At 37.8% G+C, this 20,315-nt stretch carries 21 protein-coding genes; 17 read left to right on the top strand and 4 right to left on the bottom strand.

Annotation, left to right across the window (positions count from 1 at the left end; genetic code table 11):
* Positions 1-208: 208 nt before the first annotated feature.
* The 6 genes from MKZ18_RS12565 (at position 209) to MKZ18_RS12540 (ending at position 4,098) form a co-directional block, all read left to right on the top strand.
* The gene (locus tag MKZ18_RS12565; RefSeq protein WP_025911304.1) at positions 209-448 is read left to right on the top strand and encodes a hypothetical protein; all 240 of its coding nucleotides are present in this window, start codon (positions 209-211) and stop codon (positions 446-448) included.
* Positions 449-544: 96 nt separating this feature from the next.
* The gene (locus MKZ18_RS12560; protein ID WP_025911306.1) at positions 545-1,012 is read left to right on the top strand and encodes a hypothetical protein; all 468 of its coding nucleotides are present in this window, start codon (positions 545-547) and stop codon (positions 1,010-1,012) included.
* Positions 1,013-1,638: 626 nt separating this feature from the next.
* Entirely contained in the window at positions 1,639-2,085 is a 447-nt protein-coding gene (locus tag MKZ18_RS12555; RefSeq protein WP_035321291.1) for a hypothetical protein, read from the top strand.
* Between the two features lie 12 nt (positions 2,086-2,097).
* The gene (locus MKZ18_RS12550; RefSeq protein WP_025911357.1) at positions 2,098-2,394 is read left to right on the top strand and encodes a hypothetical protein; all 297 of its coding nucleotides are present in this window, start codon (positions 2,098-2,100) and stop codon (positions 2,392-2,394) included.
* Positions 2,395-2,396: 2 nt separating this feature from the next.
* On the top strand, positions 2,397-3,689 hold the full coding sequence (locus MKZ18_RS12545; RefSeq protein WP_144594069.1) for a glutathionylspermidine synthase family protein: 1,293 nt from the start codon (positions 2,397-2,399) through the stop codon (positions 3,687-3,689).
* Positions 3,676-4,098: a DUF350 domain-containing protein gene (locus MKZ18_RS12540; protein WP_061786393.1), complete on the top strand. Its 423-nt coding sequence runs from the start codon at positions 3,676-3,678 to the stop codon at positions 4,096-4,098. Before MKZ18_RS12545 ends, MKZ18_RS12540 begins: the two co-directional genes overlap by 14 nt.
* A 51-nt stretch (positions 4,099-4,149) precedes the next feature.
* Here MKZ18_RS12540 and MKZ18_RS12535 read toward each other — a convergent pair whose 3' ends face one another.
* The gene (locus MKZ18_RS12535) at positions 4,150-4,290 is read right to left on the bottom strand and encodes a hypothetical protein (protein ID WP_167556126.1); all 141 of its coding nucleotides are present in this window, start codon (positions 4,288-4,290) and stop codon (positions 4,150-4,152) included.
* A gap of 178 nt (positions 4,291-4,468) precedes the next feature.
* Here MKZ18_RS12535 and MKZ18_RS12530 point away from each other — a divergent pair, with 178 nt between their 5' ends.
* Complete coding sequence (locus MKZ18_RS12530) at positions 4,469-4,894, top strand: DUF6843 domain-containing protein (RefSeq protein ID WP_061786392.1); 426 nt, start codon at positions 4,469-4,471, stop codon at positions 4,892-4,894.
* Between the two features lie 25 nt (positions 4,895-4,919).
* On the opposite strand, the gene MKZ18_RS12525 is transcribed toward MKZ18_RS12530, so the two are convergent.
* Positions 4,920-5,375, bottom strand: coding sequence for a hypothetical protein (locus tag MKZ18_RS12525; RefSeq protein WP_144594068.1), 456 nt, complete (start codon positions 5,373-5,375; stop codon positions 4,920-4,922).
* 179 nt (positions 5,376-5,554) lie between these two features.
* Between MKZ18_RS12525 and MKZ18_RS12520 the strand changes: the two genes are divergently transcribed.
* Entirely contained in the window at positions 5,555-6,892 is a 1,338-nt protein-coding gene (locus MKZ18_RS12520) for a sodium-dependent transporter (protein WP_025911316.1), read from the top strand.
* A gap of 306 nt (positions 6,893-7,198) precedes the next feature.
* Positions 7,199-7,597, top strand: coding sequence for a hypothetical protein (locus MKZ18_RS12515; protein WP_225002376.1), 399 nt, complete (start codon positions 7,199-7,201; stop codon positions 7,595-7,597).
* Positions 7,598-7,726: 129 nt separating this feature from the next.
* Here MKZ18_RS12515 and MKZ18_RS12510 read toward each other — a convergent pair whose 3' ends face one another.
* Positions 7,727-9,355, bottom strand: coding sequence for a catalase (locus MKZ18_RS12510; protein ID WP_341344551.1), 1,629 nt, complete (start codon positions 9,353-9,355; stop codon positions 7,727-7,729).
* A gap of 423 nt (positions 9,356-9,778) precedes the next feature.
* Between MKZ18_RS12510 and MKZ18_RS12505 the strand changes: the two genes are divergently transcribed.
* Positions 9,779-10,948, top strand: a complete 1,170-nt coding sequence (locus MKZ18_RS12505) for a C40 family peptidase (protein WP_061786389.1) — start codon at positions 9,779-9,781, stop codon at positions 10,946-10,948.
* 109 nt (positions 10,949-11,057) lie between these two features.
* Positions 11,058-11,369: an MTH1187 family thiamine-binding protein gene (locus tag MKZ18_RS12500; RefSeq protein ID WP_025911324.1), complete on the top strand. Its 312-nt coding sequence runs from the start codon at positions 11,058-11,060 to the stop codon at positions 11,367-11,369.
* Between the two features lie 305 nt (positions 11,370-11,674).
* On the opposite strand, the gene MKZ18_RS12495 is transcribed toward MKZ18_RS12500, so the two are convergent.
* Positions 11,675-13,276, bottom strand: coding sequence for a PucR family transcriptional regulator (locus tag MKZ18_RS12495; protein ID WP_025911325.1), 1,602 nt, complete (start codon positions 13,274-13,276; stop codon positions 11,675-11,677).
* Positions 13,277-13,466: 190 nt separating this feature from the next.
* Here MKZ18_RS12495 and MKZ18_RS12490 point away from each other — a divergent pair, with 190 nt between their 5' ends.
* The 6 genes from MKZ18_RS12490 (at position 13,467) to MKZ18_RS12465 (ending at position 20,234) form a co-directional block, all read left to right on the top strand.
* Positions 13,467-14,855 carry a YfcC family protein gene (locus tag MKZ18_RS12490; RefSeq protein WP_061786226.1) on the top strand — a complete coding sequence of 463 codons (1,389 nt, stop codon included), beginning with the start codon at positions 13,467-13,469 and terminating at the stop codon, positions 14,853-14,855.
* A gap of 93 nt (positions 14,856-14,948) precedes the next feature.
* Positions 14,949-16,199: an allantoate deiminase gene (gene allC, locus MKZ18_RS12485; protein WP_025911329.1), complete on the top strand. Its 1,251-nt coding sequence runs from the start codon at positions 14,949-14,951 to the stop codon at positions 16,197-16,199.
* Between the two features lie 12 nt (positions 16,200-16,211).
* On the top strand, positions 16,212-17,453 hold the full coding sequence (locus tag MKZ18_RS12480; protein ID WP_061786228.1) for a pyridoxal-phosphate-dependent aminotransferase family protein: 1,242 nt from the start codon (positions 16,212-16,214) through the stop codon (positions 17,451-17,453).
* A 28-nt stretch (positions 17,454-17,481) separates the two neighbouring features.
* Positions 17,482-19,095, top strand: a complete 1,614-nt coding sequence (locus tag MKZ18_RS12475; RefSeq protein WP_025911333.1) for a gamma-glutamyltransferase family protein — start codon at positions 17,482-17,484, stop codon at positions 19,093-19,095.
* 33 nt (positions 19,096-19,128) lie between these two features.
* Positions 19,129-19,707, top strand: a complete 579-nt coding sequence (locus MKZ18_RS12470) for a chromate transporter (RefSeq protein WP_025911334.1) — start codon at positions 19,129-19,131, stop codon at positions 19,705-19,707.
* Positions 19,704-20,234, top strand: a complete 531-nt coding sequence (locus tag MKZ18_RS12465; RefSeq protein ID WP_061786229.1) for a chromate transporter — start codon at positions 19,704-19,706, stop codon at positions 20,232-20,234. The genes MKZ18_RS12470 and MKZ18_RS12465 overlap by 4 nt, the downstream gene beginning before the upstream one ends.
* The last annotated feature ends 81 nt before the right edge of the window (positions 20,235-20,315 follow it).

The raw sequence follows: 20,315 nt of genomic DNA, 5'->3' as shown, positions 1-20,315 counted from the left end.
GATTTTGGAAACAGGGTGGAATGGAGCGTAAGACACTTAGCTCCTGCGGGAAAGAGAGGGAAAACTGAGATCCCGCAGCGCAATCGAACAAACGTATTCTGACAACGTAAAGAGATGAGAAAAGGAGTTGTTCTTCTTTTTGAAAACTTGTTTTGTTATGTCCCACCTTCATGTATATATTGCCTTATAAAAGAAAGGAGCTATTGATATGCCGTTTAGCTATGTAGAATCGTTATCTTGTCCAAAATGTCAAAAGAAATATGATGCATCTAAAGCTAGAGGGGCAGCGACCTTTGCTGCGGTGAGACAACTAAAAGCGAGTGGGTGGCTAAAAGGAACGGAGCACATAGTTTGCTTAAATACAGGACAAGGAATTAAATACCCAGAGAGCGTAGAAGAACATGTAGAAGTTTTACAACCTAGTGATCGAATTTCATTTATCAGATAATGCTTAATTTAGTAGTGCTATGGTACAATAAGGATAAAAATGACCGAATGAAGATTATATAATCTGCATTGGAATATAAAGGTGTGAAAGAAGTTTGTGGTTTATTTTATTCTAGTTCTTGTAGCAGCAATCGAAATTATTGTTTTAGGAATTAATCGATCCGTATTTGCCAATATCCCATTGGTAGAATTTTATATTGTCCCGCTTATAGCTGTAATAGCAGCTGCTATTTTATTATCAAAGCGACCGAACCGAATGATGCGAGTAGCTCGACAAGGGTTCTTTACAGCAGCCATTATTGTGTTAGTATTTGTCCCAGTTATTTATACAAACAACCTTCCATTATATAGTTACGAAGAGGCAAAAGATATACTCGCCCAGCGAGAACAGCTTCTTCTATCTCAATTTATGGAAGGTGATAAAGTGTATGAAGCAAATGGTCCTCAGAATTCTCAAAAGAGACAATATTTACTTACAGTTGCGCGTGGAGAGCAAGTGTTAAAGTATGCTTTTGACCCTTTTAGCGGAGGTTTTGAACTAATATCGAGAGGTAGCAAAGAGTAAAAGGGGCTGGGGCATAAGTGTTTCAGTCAATGATTTGAGGCTGGGACATAAGTAATTCAGCCAATGATAAACCTGAACGATTGAGAGTTTCTCACTTTTAATCGTTCAGGTTTTTTGTTCGTTGTGAAAACAATGTTGGAAACAGGGTGGAATGGAGCGTAAGACACTCGACTTCCCGCAGAAAGTGAGTGTCTGCAGCGCAATGGAACGAACTTGTTTTTACAACTTAACGATGTTAGAACAGTCATGATTCGTCTGTGAAAAGGAACCATGTAGTTACGTCCGAGTTTCTTTTTTGTAAGTTACATGTACTAGTTTGACAAAATTCTTAACGAGATTTTGTATAGATTGAGAGAGGGCTTCTTATCGCAATAGTAAGTTTTGTACTTTTTTTTATTACAGAATTTGTTATTATTAGGTAGGTGCTGTAGGTTATTAAGTTATTACATTATTAGTACAAGGCTCATATGAAATGATCATATTAAAATCAATGATATCTAGTCGATTCAGACAGCTGAATCGATTTTTTTTGAGAAAATATTGTTAAAAATTTGAAACTTTCATGTTTGCGTCGCGTATATAATGGTGTAATGTCACACAATCGTCACAAACGGAGGTGAAAAAAGATGGAGAGTTTGTTGGAATACCGTCTATTGAAATTAAATGAAACATATACTTCTATTTATCATTATGAGTCTATTGAACTAGAACAAGTGCTTGCTCGGAGGGAATGTGAATTTTTCGTAAAAGAAGGTGTTACCTATAAGCAGCGTTCGTCTGCTTTTGAAGATGATATTCATGTAATCTACGTTGATGAATATGAGCATGCTCCTAAAGAGGAGAAGGAAAGTGATAGCGAATATTTAACGCTTGAAATTCGAGAACTGAATTCGTATCGTAATCACCCGTTGCTTACAATCAAGTCCCTCTCCAATCACCTTGAAGTGCTCTCATATTTAGGCACTGTTTATAGTTATTTCAACGGTCGAGAATGGGAGCGGGACTCAGCAGAAATTGATGAAGACCGAAAAGTATATGTACTATATGTCACCGAAACAGGAGTTAAGTATTGAGGAGGAAGAAAGATGTCAAAAACAAAAAAAATGATGGCTGGCGTTTTAACCACTGTAATGGTTACTTCACTCGTTGGCTGCGGGTCGAATCGCCCTCCTGAACCGGATGATGACAGCTGTAGAGACTGGGATTGGGATGAAGATACTCAAACATATTATTGTGATAGCTCATCAAGTACAACTGGTGGAGGCCACTACTATCATAATGGAAAAACATATAGCTCTAAAAAATCCTTAACAAGTGACTCATCCTATAAATCTTATAAATCTGGAATTGGATCAGGGACTAAAGGTGGTTTTGGGGGATAAACATGACCGATATACGCAAACAATTCTATGAAAATATCGACTCGTTTTGGCATGATTTATACGATGAAGAGTACGCTTTATACGATATAAAAGTCGAAAAGGCAGAAAAAATTAAGCAGGTTAAAACCGCTGCAGATCGAGTGGGGCATGTATTTTTTAAAACAGCTCATCTTTTACGAACGCTTAACGACGAAACGTTGCAATCATTAGGATTTCCAAAAGAAGTTTTACCTTATATTCGGCTTCAGACCATGGAGGTAGAAACTGTGATTTCTCGAATTGATTTCATCGTTAACGAATCTGGTATCAAAGTGATGGAGTTAAATGCGGACACTCCTACCTTCATTAAAGAATTATTCCACGTGAATCGTCGTGTTTGCAAGCAGTTTGGTTTACATGATCCTAATCAAAAAGAAGAAGAACATTTATCTCGTGTATTAAAAGAAGCCATTTTCAAAGCTTATGAAAAGCTTGGGAAGACGACGCATCCGCATATTGTTTTTTCATCCCATGGTGACCATGAAGAAGACAAATGGACAACAACGTATTTAATGGAACAAGCCAATGTAAAAGCAAGGTATGAACCGTTAGATAAGCTTAGAATTGTAGATAAGCCAATATATGAACAAGGAGAGCTTGTTTTAGAGCCAGGACTATATGATACGACCGGGCAGAAAATTGACGTTCTTTATCGACAAACGTATCCCATTGAGCACTTAGTGAACGATAGAGATCCAGTTACAGATGAAGGCGTTGGTGAGATGCTTTTAAAGCTTGTCAAAGATAAACAACTCGCAATTATCAATCCGCCATCTGCTTTTTTATTGCAATCAAAAGCAATTCAAGTTGTGATTTGGGGCCTGTATGAGCAGAAGCATCCGTTTTTTACAAAAGAAGAGCATGAATGGATTTATACTTATTTCTTACCTACATATTTAGAAGAAGATGTTTTTATAAAAAGTCAAAAGCCTTATGTAAAAAAGCCTTCGTTTGGTCGAGAAGGTGATACGGTTGAAATATATGAAGGTTCAGGTAAAAAAGTGGCTGAGGACGCACAAAAAACGTATGAAGATGAAGTGCCTGTTTATCAACAATTCTTAGAACTTGACATAGCAGAAATTGTCACAGAGAAAGGAAAACAACCGGCCCATATTATGTATGGTTGCTTTTTACTAAATGGAAGGCCGAGTGCAGTTGGTATTCGAGCGGGAAATCAAATTACTGATAATGCATCTTATTATTTGCCAATTGGATTAAAAAATGAAAGTGAGGATGAAAAAAATGGCGTTGACTGAATGGATTGAATGGGGAAGTATTGGTAGCTTTCTAGCTCACGTAGTTGTAGGTTTACTTTTGTTATTTCTTGGAATTATCGTATTTGAATTAACAACAAAGTTTAATGACCGTGAACTTATTCGAAAAGGAAACCTTGCCGTTGCACTTAAGTTATGGGGAAAAGGAATTGGTCTTGCAATTGTTATTTACACGGTTTGGAGCAATAGCGTTAACTTAGTTGATGCAGCTGTTTGGGGCATAGTGGGAATTGTAACACAGGTGATTGCTTATTGGATTATTGAATACATTATGACACCTAAAACAAACTTGGCAAAGAAAGTTGAAGAAGGTAATATTGCCGTTGGTTTTACGCTGTTTGCTGCTGCGATTGCTGTTGGCTTTATTGTTGCGGGAAGCTTAACTTATTAACGTTAGCTGAAATGTTAAAGAATGAACGATAGACAAAAGGCGATTCCTTGATTAAGGGGAATCGCTTTTTGGTACTTTGGATTGCTCAGCATCAAGAAGCTCTTTTGTATGAGCTCGATCGGCTTGAACAATTCGTTGCTGCATATAAAAAGGAATCACAAACAGCAAAATAAATAAAAACAGATAGCCCATGTGCTTTCCTCCACAATTAAAAGTCTTACTTTTATTATGTGAAAAAATAATAAAAATAATTCTCTGTAGAAATTATCATTCAGCATATATTTTTCTCGTGTTCGTTCGCATAGTTTTATATTCAAAACAAACACTAAATACAGCCTTTTATACTGAATAAATTAAAGAGGGTGAATGAATGAAAAAGAGATTTTTGTTGTTAAGCTTTACAATGATGCTATTAATAAGTTGCAGTCGTTCAAATGAAACAGCTAGGCCAAGCCTCTATTTAATTCCCGATGGATATAGAGGTTGGGTGGCGGTTGAATATGATAAAGATAACGGGCAACCTACGGAAATGGAAGGGGAATATACAGTTTTTCATATTGACCAAAACGGCAGAAGTCGAACAAAAACGTTACTGACGCATGAAGGATGGGCTACGAATAAATATTACTATGTAAGCGACGGTGGCGATAGAAAAGAGTTAAAACCAGGAAAAATGATTCATGGCGCAACGGAAGGGACAGAAAATACCAATCATACAATTGAGTTTTTCTTTGTAGGAAGCGCAGATGAATTTGACAAAGCAGGTGATTACAGAAGGGAATATAAATCAAACTAAAAAAGTAGTCAGCTATGAGTGCTGGCTACTTTTCGGAATGAAAAACACTAAATTTGAGCTGTTCAATTTTAGCTAGCGCTTCTTTTTGATCTTCGCTGCTTGTAACCCAGCTAGGAACGTAAACATGGAACAAATCGGGCTCGGGAATATGCCTTGGGTGGCCGACTTTAACATAGGATTCAATGTATTGTAAGTGTTCTAAATTATATGCCCATAGCAAATGATTTGGACAAGATGTTTTTAAATACAAAGGCAAGTTAAAAAAGGGATCGAATCCTTCTTTAAATTCAAAAGAAAGTTCCATTTTATGTGAAGCACTATCATCATAACCGCAGTTTGAGCATTCACACTGATGTAACCCATTGATATGGCTAACTGAAGTTATACGAGCACAAAGTTGACAGCTTGGACATTGAACTAAAATAAAATCATGAAACTTATATAAGCATTCTTTTTTGTTTTCTTGTTGATTTGTCATCATTTGTACCTCAAATTGTAAAGCTTTTAGAAAAAGTAAAGAGTATTTTTACTTTAAACGTTTACTCTCTGTATTATTCATACCATAGCTTTTACAGGAAAACAATAAAAAACCTTTTCGGAACCAAAGTTGTGTGATATAGTATGACAAATCAGAAAAAATATAGAGAATGGTGAGATGAGATGAGTCAACAGGAACAATGGACATCAAAAATTGGCTTTATTTTAGCTTCGGCTGGTTCCGCTATCGGAATTGGAGCTATTTGGAAGCTTCCTTATGTAGCAGGTACAAGTGGGGGAGGAGCGTTCTTTCTTCTATTTATTCTGTTTACAGCTATTATCGGTCTTCCTTTACTACTAGCAGAGTTCGTATTAGGACGTAATACGCAAAAAGAAGCAATTCGTGCTTATGACGCTGTAGCGCCCAAATCCATCTGGAAAGGAATTGGCTACCTAGGCGTAATTACGTGCTTTATTTTGTTATCATTTTATAGTGTAGTTGGCGGCTGGATTTTACAATACTTATTTGCCAGCGTGACAGGTGGACTCAGTGGAGTGAAAGACTATAGTACATTGTTTGGTAACACAATTGCTAATCCAACAAGCGCTGTAATTGCACAGTTTGTATTTTTACTCCTGACAATTATCGTAGTATCTCGAGGGATTCAAAACGGAATTGAAAAAGCAAACAATATTTTAATGCCTGCATTATTTGTACTTTTTATTGCTATTATTATTCGATCTTTAACATTAGATGGCGCAATGGAAGGCGTCAAGTTTTTTCTTTATCCAGATTTTACAAACTTAACGTCTGAAGCTATTTTATTTGCGATGGGTCAGGCATTCTTTTCATTAAGTGTGGGTGTTTCCGTAATGGTAACGTATAGCTCATATTTAACGAAGCAACAGAACTTGCCGAAATCTGCAGTGTCTATTGCTGGTTTAAACATTGTCATATCTCTATTAGCTGGCCTTGCAATTTTTCCAGCAGTTTTTTCAATGGGAGGAGAGCCTGCAGAAGGACCTGGGCTGTTATTTGTAGTTTTACCTACAATTTTTGAACAACTTCCTTTTGGACTAGTATTCCAAACATTGTTTTTAGCGCTATTTTTATTTGCAACATTGACATCTGCTTTTTCTATGCTTGAGATTATTGTGGCGTCATTAGCAAAAGGGAAATCTGGTAAACGTATTAAGTTGTCATGGATATCTGGAGTATTAATTTTTATTGTTGGTATTCCTTCAGCACTATCGTTTGGACCGCTAGCAGACGTAATGATTTTTGGTAAATCAATTTTTGATGCTGCCGATTTTTTAGTAAGTAATATTTTAATGCCGTTAGGTTGTTTGCTCTTAGCTTTATTTGTACCATGGAAAATGAAAAAAGCTGTCTTAATTGAAGAGTTTCAACAAGGTTCTAACAATGTGAAAAAGTGGTTTGCGCTTTGGTTACTAGTCATTCGCTATGTAGCTCCCGTATTAATCATCATTGTATTTGTAAATATGTTAGGCTTTCTTTGATAAGTTGCGAGAGAACGCTGTTTTGACGGCGTTCTTTTTGCTATGAGTAAAAGGGGGGACACGCAGGTGATTAATTTCTTATATGAGATGTTTGTTGGTGTCGGAGTATTTGTTTTGCTGTTTGTTTTATTAATAATTGCTAGAGTTGTGGGGAGTAGAAAGAAGTAGATGGTAACAAATTCTATTTGAATTTCAAAAAAAATAGTACACGTTATTAAAAAATGTGGTAGTATAATATCCTATGAGCATAATTAGACAATGTTCGCATGTGTTGTGATGAAGCGTTTTTTAGAAAGAGGGATCGTCTTGAGTGAGGAAGTTCTGGTCAAGATTCTATCTCAAGCGTATGAACAAAATAAGACGTTACCAATTGTCTCATTAGCGTCTTTCTTTGACGAAAATAGTTTGCATTTTCGAGTGAAAGCTACGCTGCCAACCGGTCTTACGTATCGTACGCTTATGTCAATTCAGAATAAAACGTGTGTCCAAGATGTGTTAGTGGAAGTACTACAAGTCGATCATGTTAACAATGATGGACCAGTTTCTGAATGTGTTTATATTTTAACAAATGGCACAGCGAAAGAGGTTGAACAGTGGGTTGAACCACTACAGCCGACAATGGTGTGCGAAGGATATTTATATGGCGAACCGTACAATGCGCCACAGCTAAAACATGACTACCGCGTGTTTGCTGTAAAATGGTAATCCCGTTTCGAACAAAAACAGCCCCCCTGCTAGTAGGGGGGCTGTTTTTGTTGAAATATGTTTAATAAGGGTGGGCATCGTGTCCTTTTTGTTCAGCTTCTTGTACAGCATCAGAAGCCTTATTACTTCCTAAAGGAGAACCCCTTCAATTGGGAAGTGCCCAAATGATGGGGTGATTTCGGATCCAGCTTCCATATCATAAGTGCCATCATCATTCATCGTAAAGCCAATGCCAGCTGCCACTTGTCGACCATAATCTTCGTCGCACTTTGTTAAAAGCTCGATCATACGCTGTTGGATCTGTTGGTGACAAGGCTTAAGCCCGTCCACAAGGTTTTGAATCAAATCTTTACGCTCCCATTCTTCTAGTAAACGATAGCGCTCACCAGCTTGCTTGAAATCATTTGTACGTTCAATTTTTTCTTTTTTAAGATGGCCTTCTACTTTGGGTTGATGAGGCTTAGGTCTATCTGTTGCTTCTTTAAGGCCACCTAAAAGCGAAGGTTCATAGTTAACATGAGGGTTTTGGGTCGGTGCCTCATCCACATGGTAAGCCATTTGGCCATCTCGTTGATTTGTTGCTACATGCTTTTTTGGTGCATTGATCGGCAGCTGCAAGTAATTTGCACCAACGCGATGACGCTGAGTATCTGAGTAAGAAAACGTTCTACCTTGAAGCATTTTGTCATCAGAGAAGTCAAGACCATCTACTAACACGCCAGTTCCAAACGATATTTGCTCGGTTTCAGCAAATACATTATTCGGGTTTTTATTAAGGACCATTTTCCCAACTGGTAGAAACGGAAATTGATCTTCAGGCCAAATCTTTGTATCATCTAAAGGGTCAAAATCCAGTTCAGGGTGTTCGCCATCCTCCATAATTTGCATGCAAAGCTCCCATTCTGGATAATCTCCTTTTTCAATTGCCTCATATAAATCTTGCGTAGCGTGACTAATGTTCTTTGCCTGAATAGCTTCAGCTTCGCTCTGAGTAAGATTTTTAATACCTTGTTTTGGCTCCCAGTGGTATTTAACTAAAAAAGCATCCCCATTTTTATTTACCCACTTATATGTGTTAACTCCTGAGCCCTGCATTTGACGGTAGTTAGCTGGAATCCCCCATGGAGAAAATAAAAAGGTAATCATGTGCATTGATTCAGGCGTTTGGCAAATGAAATCGAAAATTCGTTCCGTATCTTGTCTGTTTGTAACAGGATCTGGTTTAAATGAGTGGATAAGGTCAGGGAACTTAATTGCATCCCGAATAAAAAAGATTTTTAAGTTATTTCCCACCAAGTCCCAATTTCCATCCTCTGTGTAAAATTTAACTGCAAATCCTCGAGGGTCACGCATCGTTTCTGGAGAATCTTTTCCATGAGTAACAGTGGAAAAACGTACAAACACAGGAGTTTGCTTACCTGCTCCTGAAAAAACTTTTGCACGCGTATAATTCTCTACAGGTTCGTCACCTAGTTTTCCATATGTTTCAAAGTATCCGTGAGCACCGGTTCCTCTAGCGTGAACTACGCGTTCTGGTATACGTTCCCTATCGAAATGGGCAAGTTTTTCAATTAGTTGATAGTTCTCTAAAGTAGCAGGGCCGCGATTTCCAATTGTGCGACTGTTTTGGTTATCACGAATGGGGTGTCCTTGACGAGTTGTTAATGTTTGTTCATCTTCACCTTCAGTAAATCGCTTATCTTCAGAATCACCGGCGCCATTTACGTTCGTACCGTGAATTCCGTCTTTGTTAGACATTTACGTATTCCTCCAATCAGCTTAAGTTATTACAGCAAACTATTTTTTCCATGTTTTATCATTTTATGCATCTATTTCATTTGAAAAGGTGCATAAACGAAAAAAACACAAAAAAGTTTCAGGTTTTGGTAAAAATACGACGAACTATACAAAAAAATAATTGAAATATAAACATAATGTTAACGGTGATTTTAGAACCAATCTTACCCTCCGAAAAGGAATTTAAATGTAAAATAAAGTTAATTAAATAATCTTATATACTTATAAAGTACTGAAAATGTCATTCTGTAGGCATAGAAATGGAAGAAAAATGTCGGTTCTTGTAACAAAAATGTAATATTGGTGATGTTATTTTGTAATACAGTGTTGTTACAATGTAAACGTCTTAGATTAGTAGATTATGACAATGGAGGAACCTTTTCTATGAAAAAGTTAATATATTCTTTAGCATTATGTGGATCTTTAACAGTAGTACCAACAATTAGTGAAGCGGCATTAGGTGATACAACTTTACGTCCAGGAATGAGTAATTCAGATGTAAAACAATTACAACAACAATTAAAAAACAAGGGTTATTTTACATACGGTACAACTACAAATTATTATGGAACAATTACAAAGAGCGCAGTTATGAACTTTCAGCGTGCGAACGGATTAGCTGCAGATGGAATTGCCGGTAAAAATACATTTAGTAAACTGTTAGGAAGTAGTTCTAATTCTTCTAGCACATCTAGCACTTTATTACGTGTTGGTTCTAGAGGTGCAAATGTTCAATCTCTACAACAGCAGCTGAAAAACAAAGGTTATTTCAAGGGAAATACTACTCAATATTTTGGGTCAATTACGAAAAATGCAGTTATGGCTTTTCAACGTGCGAATGGTCTGTCAGTAGATGGAATTGCAGGGCCAGCTACGCTTAATAAACTGAAAAATGGTGGAACTAGCGCTGGTTCAGGCTCTACTTCAACGGGTACATCATCTATATTACGTCCGGGCATGTCTGGTTCATCAGTAAGTAGCTTGCAACAAAAATTAAAAAATAAAGGTTATTTCTCTGCTAACGTAACGGGATACTACGGTTCAATTACAACAAGTGCAGTTCGCTCGTTCCAACGCGCAAACGGCTTGTCAGCAGATGGAATTGCAGGGCCAGCTACGATGAACAAATTAAATTCTAGCTCAAGTTCAAACAACACTACGTCTAAGCCAAGCGTTAGTACGCCATCAAGCTCTAGTGCTTCAAAAGTAACTTCATATGGGAAACGTTTCGTGGGAACACCATACGTATGGGGAGGGACTTCTCCAAGTGGATTTGACTGCAGTGGATTCTTAAACTATGTATATCGTAACGCTGCAGGAGTTAGCTTACCGCGTACAGTTGCGGGTATCTACAGCACAGGAACTCGTGTTAGCACACCGAGCCCAGGAGATATTGTATTCTTTGAAACATATCAGCCGGGTGCAAGTCATGCAGGAATTTACTTAGGTGGAGGTCAGTTCCTTCATGCATCATCATCTAAAGGTGTTATGATTAGCTCTATGAGCAACTCATACTGGCAGCCTCGTTATTTAGGTGCGAAACGTTATCTATAAGTTTTAAAAGGGGATAATATACTATCCTCTTTTTTGTCATTGAAACAAGACAAGTATGACTTTTGTTTCTTTTTGGTATGATAAACATGAAAAAGGAGGAAGAAGTAACATGGCGATTGTAGATTTAACGATTATACCGGTAGGGACTAAAACGCCCAGCGTTAGCCAATACGTAGCGGATATTCAGAAAGTGTTAGAGAAATACAAAGAGGAGGTAGAGTATCAGTTAACTCCCATGAATACGCTTATTGAAGGTGAGCTTGGTCTTTTGTTGAAAATTGTTCAAGAGCTACATGAAGTTCCGTTTGAAAATGGAATCGAGCGAGTGTGTACTAACTTGCGTATCGATGATCGACGAGATAAAAAGCATACAATGGCTGGTAAATTAAAGGCTGTTGAATTAAAAATGAATCAAAACTAGCAGCTACCATCAGCTGCTAGTTTTTTTGTTACTTGTTTACCAAGAAGATGGTCACAAGGAGTATGTATGCATTTCATCATGGTACAGAAATTTTGTTAGTTGCGAGCCGTTAAACGTAAAGGAGTATGCTGGTTCTGCTTTTTCTCCTTTGGGAAATAAAATAGAGGTTTTAGTGCCGCTTGAAGTAGTTGGAAATGTAAAAAATCTAAGTTAGTTAAATTGGTATAATCTAGAAGGGAATCTTTTGAATAAATTAATAAAGACTCTGAAACTGAGCTCTTACAGGGATGTAAGAGCTCAGTTTTTTAAATAAAGTTAGAGTGTAAATGAGTGTGGATTTGAAACGCAATTCGTAGTCGAAGCGTTTCTTCCGGTGTATGAACCGACCTCCCTAATATTTCTTCACACTTTTCAATTCGATAAATAACGGTGTTTCTATGAATAAATAACTGTTTGGCTGTTTCTGATATTTGACAATTTAAGTTTAGGTAAGTAGATAACGTGTCTAATAAAATAGGTTGGTCTTTTCGATCGTAGTGAAGAAGTCCTTCCAGCGCTTTTTCGTGATATTCTTCCAAGTCTGCAGAGGGAATAAGTCTTAAAAGTTCTCGAAATTGTTTTGGTTGATAAAATTGAATAGGTGCTGCTTGGTCGGTCATTTGAATGTTTTCAAGTGCTTCGATGGCTTCTTTGTACGAATCTATCACGGTTAATAGCGTCTGGCTTTGGTTTCCTATTCCGAAGCATACGTTTTGTTTATAATGTCTTTTTACAACCTTTTGAATAAGGATGAGCTGGTTTGCGATAAACTGATGCTTATCGTAACTATCAGGGAAAAATAAAATGACGTAGCGATTATCCTGTGTGAATAATAAGCTTGGAATAGGCTGTTTTGACAATTCGTACTCGATGAGCTCATAAATCATTTCGCTATCTGTGTATGTGTAATGCTGTAATGGGATTTTCCCAACAGCACAAATGTACTTTTTGTCAGGAGAAAGTCCAATCTGCTTTCCGTGATAAGTGGCTTCATCTATATTTTTGAAGTAATCATGAGTTAGTTGATGGAAATATTCATTTTTCTTTCGGCGCTCTGCTTCTTTTAAAGCATGTTGACGCATCATTTCAAAGGAAAGTACATTCGCTGCTTGTTCAATTGTTAATAAGGATGATTCGTTTGGCAACATGCTGCGATAAATAACTAAAAAGTTGCTCTTGTGTGTATGTGTAGGAATTAAAAATAAGCTGAGTTCTTGTTTTGTTTTTGTGATAGAAAACGTAGCATAGCTGGCTTTAAGGTGAAAATAATTATTTATCTGAACGGCGATCTTTTCTAAAGAAGCTGATGCTTTTTCTTCTTTTTTCTCTGTGTGAAACAATAAATTTCCGTGAAGGTCGAATAGCCCAATTGGAGCGTCGCATAACGTTTGAAGTGAATGTAATATTTTTTCAACACCGTTTCCTTGTAGAATATAGGAGGAAAAGAGTTGATGAGTCATCATCGCTTGTTGAAGATCGCTTGTTTTTTTATCTAAAATAAAGCTTAAAGATTCGTTGATAATGGAACCAAGTGCTTCGTCTGTTTGTAAGTCGATGATAGGAAAGTTTAGCTTCTCTGCGAGTTCGCAAATAGATGAAGGTACTTGTTCGAAGAATCGCTTCGTTTTTATTGCTAGACCTGCGCACTGTTTTTTTGCCATGCCCTCAACCAATTGTAATAGGTTCTCTTCTTTTTCTTTAAAGTGATAGCCGGTTGTGACGAGCAGCTCCCCTTCTTTTAGAAACGTTAAAATATCTGGAGCGTCCATCATGTTAATATTTTGGACGGTTCTTGTTAACCCATTTTTTCCGGCCACAACAGATGCGCTAGCATAAGGCCGACTGCTTAATAATGTTTGTAACTCCATGTTCCCACCCCTTGTTATAAAAAGTTACATTAAATATTGCTATATTCCTATTTTAAAACATAAATTGGTTAAAATAAATAAAAAATTCAGAAAAAAATGTATAAAAAGTAGATGAATCGAGATAAAATCTTTTGTAAGATATATTATATAACATAATATGTAATAAAATATAACAATACGGAGGGGTTGGATGTCGCAGCCAGTTTTAAAAGAACATTCATTAAAAGAAGTAAAGAAAAAAAGAGAATTTCCTCATATTTACTTCATGTTAGCCATTATCATTGGTGTAATGACTATCGCTACATATCTAGTTCCAGCAGGAGCGTATGATCGAGTTCAAGGAGAAGATGGGAGGGAAATGATTGACCCTACTTCGTATGCAGAATTGGAGTCAAGTCCTGTCAGTTTGCTAGGGATGCTAAAAGCTGTTCCCCAAGGCATGGTTGAAGCAGCTCCTGTGATTTTCTTTACATTTGTCATTGGAGGAGTATTTGTAACGCTTCGGTCAGCAGGTGTAATCGAACTTGGGGTTGGAAAAATAGCAAAAAGTTTTTCTCATAAGCCGAAGCTACTAATTCCGGTATTTATGTTTACTTTTGCACTAATAGCATGCTTTATTGGAACGCCTGAATTAGCAATTGTATATGTCCCAGTGATTATGCCACTTATGCTTTCGTTGGGGTATGACCGGGTTACAGCTGCAGCAATTGCGTTATGTGGGACCATTGCTGGTTTTACAGCAGCTCTTACAAATCCCTTTACAGTAGGAACAGCACAAATGGTTGCCGGACTTCCTTTGTATTCAGGAATGATATATCGAATGGTTTGTTTTCTTATTATCATTAGCATTGGAATGGCTTATGTAATGAGGTATGCGGAAAAGAATCGCACTAAGCCAAAGGAGGTTATAAAACCACATGCGTTAAAGAGTAGTGCTACAAATAGACAGAAGGTTGCTGGTATTGTAACGGGTTTATTTTTTATTGGGATGATTGCAGGAGTTATTTTGTATCGTTGGGATATGGTGACATTAGGAGGCTATTTTATTGCGATGGGAATTATTCCGGCTTTAATCGTAGGAATGAACTCTAAAGAAATTGCTGAATCATTCAATGAAGGATTTCGGGACGTTTTAGTTGGTGCGATGGTTTGTGGAATTGCGAGAGGTGTAGCTGTTGTAATGAACGAAGGTCAAATCATGGATACAATTGTATATGGAATTTCTACTGTTATTTCACACCTTCCCGAAAGTGTTACTGTAATAGGGATGCTAATTACGCAAAGCGTATTTAATTTCTTTGTACCAAGCGGAAGTGGGCAAGCTCTTATCATGATGCCGATTATGGCACCATTAGCAGACTTAGTAGGTATTACGAGACAAACAGCTATTCTAGCTTTTCAGTTTGGAGATGGTTTTTCTAATATTTTGTTCCCTACATCAGGATACTTTATGGCTACGCTAGCGATTGCTGGAGTAGGGTGGAACCGCTGGGTAAAGTTTATTCTTCCTCTTTTCCTGCTGTGGATGACCGCGGGGGCTATACTGTTAGTCGTGGCAAACCTAATCGGTTGGTCTTAGTTATATTATCCAAAAAAACACCTTTTTTTTGGAGGATTTGTCAATGAAAACAACTTTTAGATTTCGTAAAATGAAAAGAAAGAGGTGGAAAAGATGGTTGCTGAAATGAAGGGGAAATCGAAGCTCTGCTTACAGGTTGAAAAAGACCTTCAGTGGCTTTCTCAATTTGGAGCGGATACTAGAAAAGGTGTTACACGTTTACTATATTCAACAGAATGGTACGCTGCTCAAGAAGCATTAAAAGAGAAGATGACAGAAAATCAACTAACTGCTTACTATGATGATGTGGGGAATCTTTATGGAAGACTTGAGGGGATAGAACAGAATCAAAAAACCATTCTAGTCGGATCACATGTGGATACAGTTGTGTATGGAGGCAAATATGACGGAGCGTTTGGAATTATCGCAGGTCTTATAGCAGTAGAGCACTTACGAAAAACGTACGGAATGCCAAAGCGGTCGATTGAAGTAGTGTCTCTCTGTGAGGAAGAAGGAAGTCGATTTCCTTTAACTTATTGGGGGTCTGGTCACATTGTTGGATTATACAGCTATGAAAATATGAGTCAAGAAATAAAAGATCGAGAAAATATTACGTTAAAGAAAGCAATGGAACAATACCAATTTGGAAAAGGTCACTATAAAAAGCCGTTTAGACAAGATATTTCACATTTTATTGAGCTACATATTGAGCAAGGTGAGCAGCTTGAAAAAAAACAGCTTGATATCGGAATTGTATCAAGTATTGCAGGACAAAAAAGGTTTACAGTAACCGTGCAAGGAGAGAGCAATCATGCTGGAACAACACCGATGACTCACCGTAAAGACGCTTTAGCAGCAAGCTGTCGTTTCATTACGTCTCTCTTGGATATGAGCAAAAAATACGAAGAGAAGCTGTATATGACGGTAGGAAAGTTAGATGTTTCACCTAACGTACCAAATGTTATACCTGGAAAAGTCAGCTTTAGTATTGATATAAGACACGGTGAAGATGGTGTCTTGGATAAAGTTGAACATGAGATAAAAGTGATGCTACGAGAAATTGCTATAAATGCAGGTGTAACAACAGAAATTAATCGGTGGATGAATGAAAAACCAGTACAAATGGATAAAAATTTATCTGAAATTTCTAAAAATATTTCCGAGGAAAAGAACATTTCATATATGAGCATGGTGAGCGGGGCTGGTCACGATTCACAGGTGTTTGGACCAAAATTACCTACTTGCTTACTGTTTGTACCAAGTAAAAATGGAATTAGTCACTCACCTAAAGAATACACAAGCGCTGAGCAGCTTGAGAAAGGAATTCAGGTATTAATTGAGTTACTTTACAAATTAGCCTATTAGGAGGATGTTAAGATGCTAAATAAAAAAATACTAAATGCTCCACCGAGAACAATCATGACACCTGGACCTGTAGAAGCAGACCCTAGGGTGCTAAGGGTGCTTGGAACGCCAATCCTTGGTCAGTTCGACCCTGCATTTACAACGATTATGAATGAAACGATGGAGATGCTAAGAGAATTGTTTCAAACCAAAAATAAATGGGCATTCCCAATCGATGGAACTTCAAGAGCTGGGCTTGAAGCAGTGTTAGCAAGCATTATTGAACCAGGAGATACGGTATTTGTACCTATATTTGGACGGTTTGGTCACCTGTTAACAGAGATTTCTGAGCGATACGGAGCAGTTGTCCACAATATTGAATGTGAATGGGGAAGCGTGTTTGAACCAGAACAAGTTATTCGTGAGATCAAGAGAACCAATCCGAAAATAGTAGCTATGGTTCATGGTGAAACATCTACAGGTAGAGTTCAGTCCTTAAAAGAAATAGGGAAAGCTTGCCGAGAAAACGATGCTTTATTTATTGTTGATGCCGTCGCAACAATTGGGGGTATAGATGTTAAAGTGGATGATTGGTATATTGATGCACTTATTGCTGGAACACAAAAGTGTATATCTGTACCTTCAGGGATGGCACCAATTACTTATAATGAACGAGTGGAGCATCATATTACTCAACGAAAAAAAGTGGAGAAAGGAATTGCTACAGAAGCAGATAACAATGTTCGAACACGACCGAATATTATTAGTAATTATTTTGATTTAAGTCAATTACAAGATTACTGGAGTGATCGTCGCCTTAATCATCATACGGAAGCAACATCAATGTTATATGCTCTTCATGAAGGAGTTCGGATCTTACTTGAAGAAGGTTTAGATATACGGTTTGCTCGTCATAAATTACATGAAAAAGCACTTGTTGCAGGTATTAAAGCAATGGGGTTATCGTTATTTGGCAATGAGGCTTCAAAGTTAACAACCGTGACGTGCGTTATTATTCCAAGCGGTATTAATGGAGAAGACGTTCGCAGTACGCTACTTGATCAATTTGGAATTGAAATAGCAAGCTCGTTTGGTCCGCTTCACGGTAAGATTTGGAGAATTGGTACGATGGGATATAGCTGTCGACAGGATAACGTTTTATATACGCTGGCCGGGCTTGAGGCAACCTTGTTAAGAAAAGGAACTTTAATAAATGCAGGGAAAGCCTTACAAGCTGCTTTAGATGTTTATGATAGTGAATTGGTTCATGTGTAGAAATAGATCATGTTGGGGAGTGGGAGAAATGAATGAATTTTTTTTAACGCATCCATACGGTTCGCAAAGAATGTGTACATTTGGAAAAAATGGAATGGTTGCAACAAGTCAACCTTTAGCAGCGCAGGCAGGTTTAGATATGCTAAAAAAAGGAGGTAACGCAGTTGATGCGGCAATTGCAACAGCAGCGTGCTTAACAGTAGTCGAGCCGACGTCAAATGGCATTGGAGGAGATGCATTTGCTCTTGTTTGGATAAATGATGAACTGCACGGCTTAAATGCTAGCGGACCTGCTCCTAAAAAGCTTTCAATAGAAGCTTTAAAAGAGAGAGGTATAACAGAAGAAATGCCCGAGTATGGCTTAACACCTGTAACAGTTCCTGGTGCACCTAGTGCTTGGGCTGCATTATCAAAACGATTTGGAAAGCTTCCTTTAACAGAAGTACTGCAACCTGCAATTACATATGCTCAAGAGGGGTTCCCTATCTCTCCGATTTTAGGTTACAATTGGAATGTTGCATACGAGAAGTTTAAAGGCGAATTAAAAGGGGAAGAGTTTGCTGGCTGGTTTGAAACATTTGGAATAAATGGAAAATCGCCAAAAATTGGTGAAGTGTGGTCATCAAGTGATCATGCAGATACGCTTATTGAGATTGCGGAAACAGAAGCTGAATCATTTTATCGAGGAAGAATTGCTGAAAAAATTGATGCGTTTTCTAAAGCTCATGGAGGCTTTATTCGAAAAGAAGATTTGGCAGCTTTTCAACCTGAATGGGTTAAGCCAATTTCGGTGTCTTATAGAGGCTATGATGTTTGGGAGATTCCGCCTAACGGTCAAGGCTTAATTGCTCTTTTAGCACTAAATACCTTAAAAGGTTATGAGTTTAAAACTAAAGATTCAGTGGATACGTACCATAAGCAAATTGAAGCGATGAAACTAGCTTTTGCAGATGGAAAGAAATTTATTACTGATTCTAAGCATATGAAGGTGGCTATAGAAGATCTGTTACACGATGAATATGCTGATGCACGTCGAGCTTTAATCGGTGACGATGCAAGGCTACCAGAAGCTGGTCAACCACTTCACAGTGGAACCGTTTATTTAGCAACGGCTGATGATGAAGGGAATATGGTTTCTTTTATTCAAAGCAACTATAAAGGCTTTGGATCAGGAGTAGTTGTTCCAGGAACAGGCATTGCTCTTCAAAACCGCGGACACAATTTTTCACTCGATGAGAGTCACGATAATCGACTAGAGCCAGGTAAAAGAACATATCATACTATTATCCCAGGCTTTTTAACAAAAGGTAATCAAGCGGTTGGACCATTTGGTGTAATGGGAGCGTTCATGCAGCCTCAAGGTCATGTTCAAGTCATTATGAATATGGTTGATTTTGATTTAAATCCTCAAGCGGCACTAGATGCACCAAGGTGGCAATGGATTAATGATAAAACAGTTCTTGTAGAAAAAGATATGCCAAGTTATATTGTGGAAGCGTTAGAGAGAAAAGGTCATGATGTTCAAGTGGCAACAAGTCGTCATTCGTTTGGTCGTGGACAAATTATTCGCAGAGATCCTCAAACAGGGGTATTGTTTGGAGGAACAGAGCCTCGAACAGATGGGGCTGTTCTAACGTATTAAGGAGAGATTACAACAAAGAAAGGAGCGTATAAAATGCAGCAATTACATATTTTTATCGCGTTTTTTCGCTCAGGTATGCTTGGTTACGGAGGTGGGCCGTCCGCTATACCACTTGTTAAAAAAGAGGTTGTTGATACATACAAGTGGATGGATAGCGATGAGTTTGGTGACGTATTAGCAATTGCTAATACGCTACCAGGTCCTATTGCAACAAAGCTAGCGGGATATATTGGGTATCGGGTTGGCGGAGTGATAGGGATGATTAACGCATTAATTGCGGCAGTAGCACCAACTGTCTTGCTTATGGTTCTCCTTTTGACAACCCTTACGCAGTTTAAAGACCAGGCATGGGTAATCGGAATGACTAAAGCTGTTGTACCTGTAGTTGGGGTTATGTTAGCTGTTATGACGTGGGATTTCTTGAAAAAATCTACTGGTGGATTAGGTTGGACAAAAGCTATTTTACTGGCATTTGTAAGTTTGGTACTGATGGAGTTTATTCATATTCATCCAGCAATTATTATTATTTTACTAATGGTTGCAGCGTGGATTCCCGTTAAAAGAAAGCAAAAAGAAAAAGAAGTTCAGGAACAAAAGAGGGAAACTGTATGATTTATTGGCAATTGTTTATGGCTTTTTTTGTATCAAATATTTTAGGTTATGGAGGGGGACCAGCCTCAATTCCATTAATTCAAAAAGAAGTAGTTGACCGCTACGGGTGGTTAACGGTTAATGAGTTTAGTGAAATGTTGGCAATTGGTAATGCGCTACCGGGTCCAATCGCAACAAAAATGGCAGGTTTTATTGGCTATCAAGAAGCAGGTATCCTGGGGGCGTTTGTTTCATTACTAGCTACAATTGCTCCTTCTGTCATACTTCTAGTTGTCTTATTACGGATCTTATATAAGTATAAAGATTCACCAAACGTGAAGAAAATGACAAACTTTATTCGCCCTGTTATTGCTGTTCTACTTGGAGTTATGGCTTATGATTTCTTTGCAAGCTCTTATGTGGATTCAGGGGTATGGCAGACGTTATTTTTAATTATTACGAGCTTTGTACTGATGGAGAGATTACGTGTTCATCCAGCGATTGTTATTGTAGGTGCTCTTGCTTACGGTGCTATTTTTCTTGCTTAAAAAAGACCTCGAGTATGAGGCCTTTTTTTATGTGAAAATAATAAAAATCAGTATTATTTATAAAAAAAATGAAGTTAATTG

The sequence above is a fragment of the Priestia sp. FSL W8-0001 genome (assembly GCF_038050335.1).
Classification (GTDB): domain Bacteria; phylum Bacillota; class Bacilli; order Bacillales; family Bacillaceae_H; genus Priestia; species Priestia flexa.
Note: the sequence above shows the minus strand (reverse complement) of the source record. Positions and strands in the feature narration are given on the sequence as shown.

What these genes read in the sequence shown, in the direction of transcription:
- MKZ18_RS12565 (WP_025911304.1), top strand. Translation starts at nt 209, where the DNA reads ATGCCGTTTAGCTATGTAGAATCGTTATCTTGTCCAAAATGTCAAAAG.
- MKZ18_RS12555 (WP_035321291.1), top strand. Translation starts at nt 1,639, where the DNA reads ATGGAGAGTTTGTTGGAATACCGTCTATTGAAATTAAATGAAACATAT.
- MKZ18_RS12550 (WP_025911357.1), top strand. Translation starts at nt 2,098, where the DNA reads ATGTCAAAAACAAAAAAAATGATGGCTGGCGTTTTAACCACTGTAATG.
- MKZ18_RS12545 (WP_144594069.1), top strand. Translation starts at nt 2,397, where the DNA reads ATGACCGATATACGCAAACAATTCTATGAAAATATCGACTCGTTTTGG.
- MKZ18_RS12540 (WP_061786393.1), top strand. Translation starts at nt 3,676, where the DNA reads ATGGCGTTGACTGAATGGATTGAATGGGGAAGTATTGGTAGCTTTCTA.
- MKZ18_RS12535 (WP_167556126.1), bottom strand. Translation starts at nt 4,290, where the DNA reads ATGGGCTATCTGTTTTTATTTATTTTGCTGTTTGTGATTCCTTTTTAT.
- MKZ18_RS12530 (WP_061786392.1), top strand. Translation starts at nt 4,469, where the DNA reads ATGAAAAAGAGATTTTTGTTGTTAAGCTTTACAATGATGCTATTAATA.
- MKZ18_RS12525 (WP_144594068.1), bottom strand. Translation starts at nt 5,375, where the DNA reads ATGATGACAAATCAACAAGAAAACAAAAAAGAATGCTTATATAAGTTT.
- MKZ18_RS12520 (WP_025911316.1), top strand. Translation starts at nt 5,555, where the DNA reads ATGAGTCAACAGGAACAATGGACATCAAAAATTGGCTTTATTTTAGCT.
- MKZ18_RS12510 (WP_341344551.1), bottom strand. Translation starts at nt 9,355, where the DNA reads ATGTCTAACAAAGACGGAATTCACGGTACGAACGTAAATGGCGCCGGT.
- MKZ18_RS12505 (WP_061786389.1), top strand. Translation starts at nt 9,779, where the DNA reads ATGAAAAAGTTAATATATTCTTTAGCATTATGTGGATCTTTAACAGTA.
- MKZ18_RS12500 (WP_025911324.1), top strand. Translation starts at nt 11,058, where the DNA reads ATGGCGATTGTAGATTTAACGATTATACCGGTAGGGACTAAAACGCCC.
- MKZ18_RS12495 (WP_025911325.1), bottom strand. Translation starts at nt 13,276, where the DNA reads ATGGAGTTACAAACATTATTAAGCAGTCGGCCTTATGCTAGCGCATCT.
- MKZ18_RS12490 (WP_061786226.1), top strand. Translation starts at nt 13,467, where the DNA reads ATGTCGCAGCCAGTTTTAAAAGAACATTCATTAAAAGAAGTAAAGAAA.
- allC (WP_025911329.1), top strand. Translation starts at nt 14,949, where the DNA reads ATGGTTGCTGAAATGAAGGGGAAATCGAAGCTCTGCTTACAGGTTGAA.
- MKZ18_RS12480 (WP_061786228.1), top strand. Translation starts at nt 16,212, where the DNA reads ATGCTAAATAAAAAAATACTAAATGCTCCACCGAGAACAATCATGACA.
- MKZ18_RS12475 (WP_025911333.1), top strand. Translation starts at nt 17,482, where the DNA reads ATGAATGAATTTTTTTTAACGCATCCATACGGTTCGCAAAGAATGTGT.
- MKZ18_RS12470 (WP_025911334.1), top strand. Translation starts at nt 19,129, where the DNA reads ATGCAGCAATTACATATTTTTATCGCGTTTTTTCGCTCAGGTATGCTT.
- MKZ18_RS12465 (WP_061786229.1), top strand. Translation starts at nt 19,704, where the DNA reads ATGATTTATTGGCAATTGTTTATGGCTTTTTTTGTATCAAATATTTTA.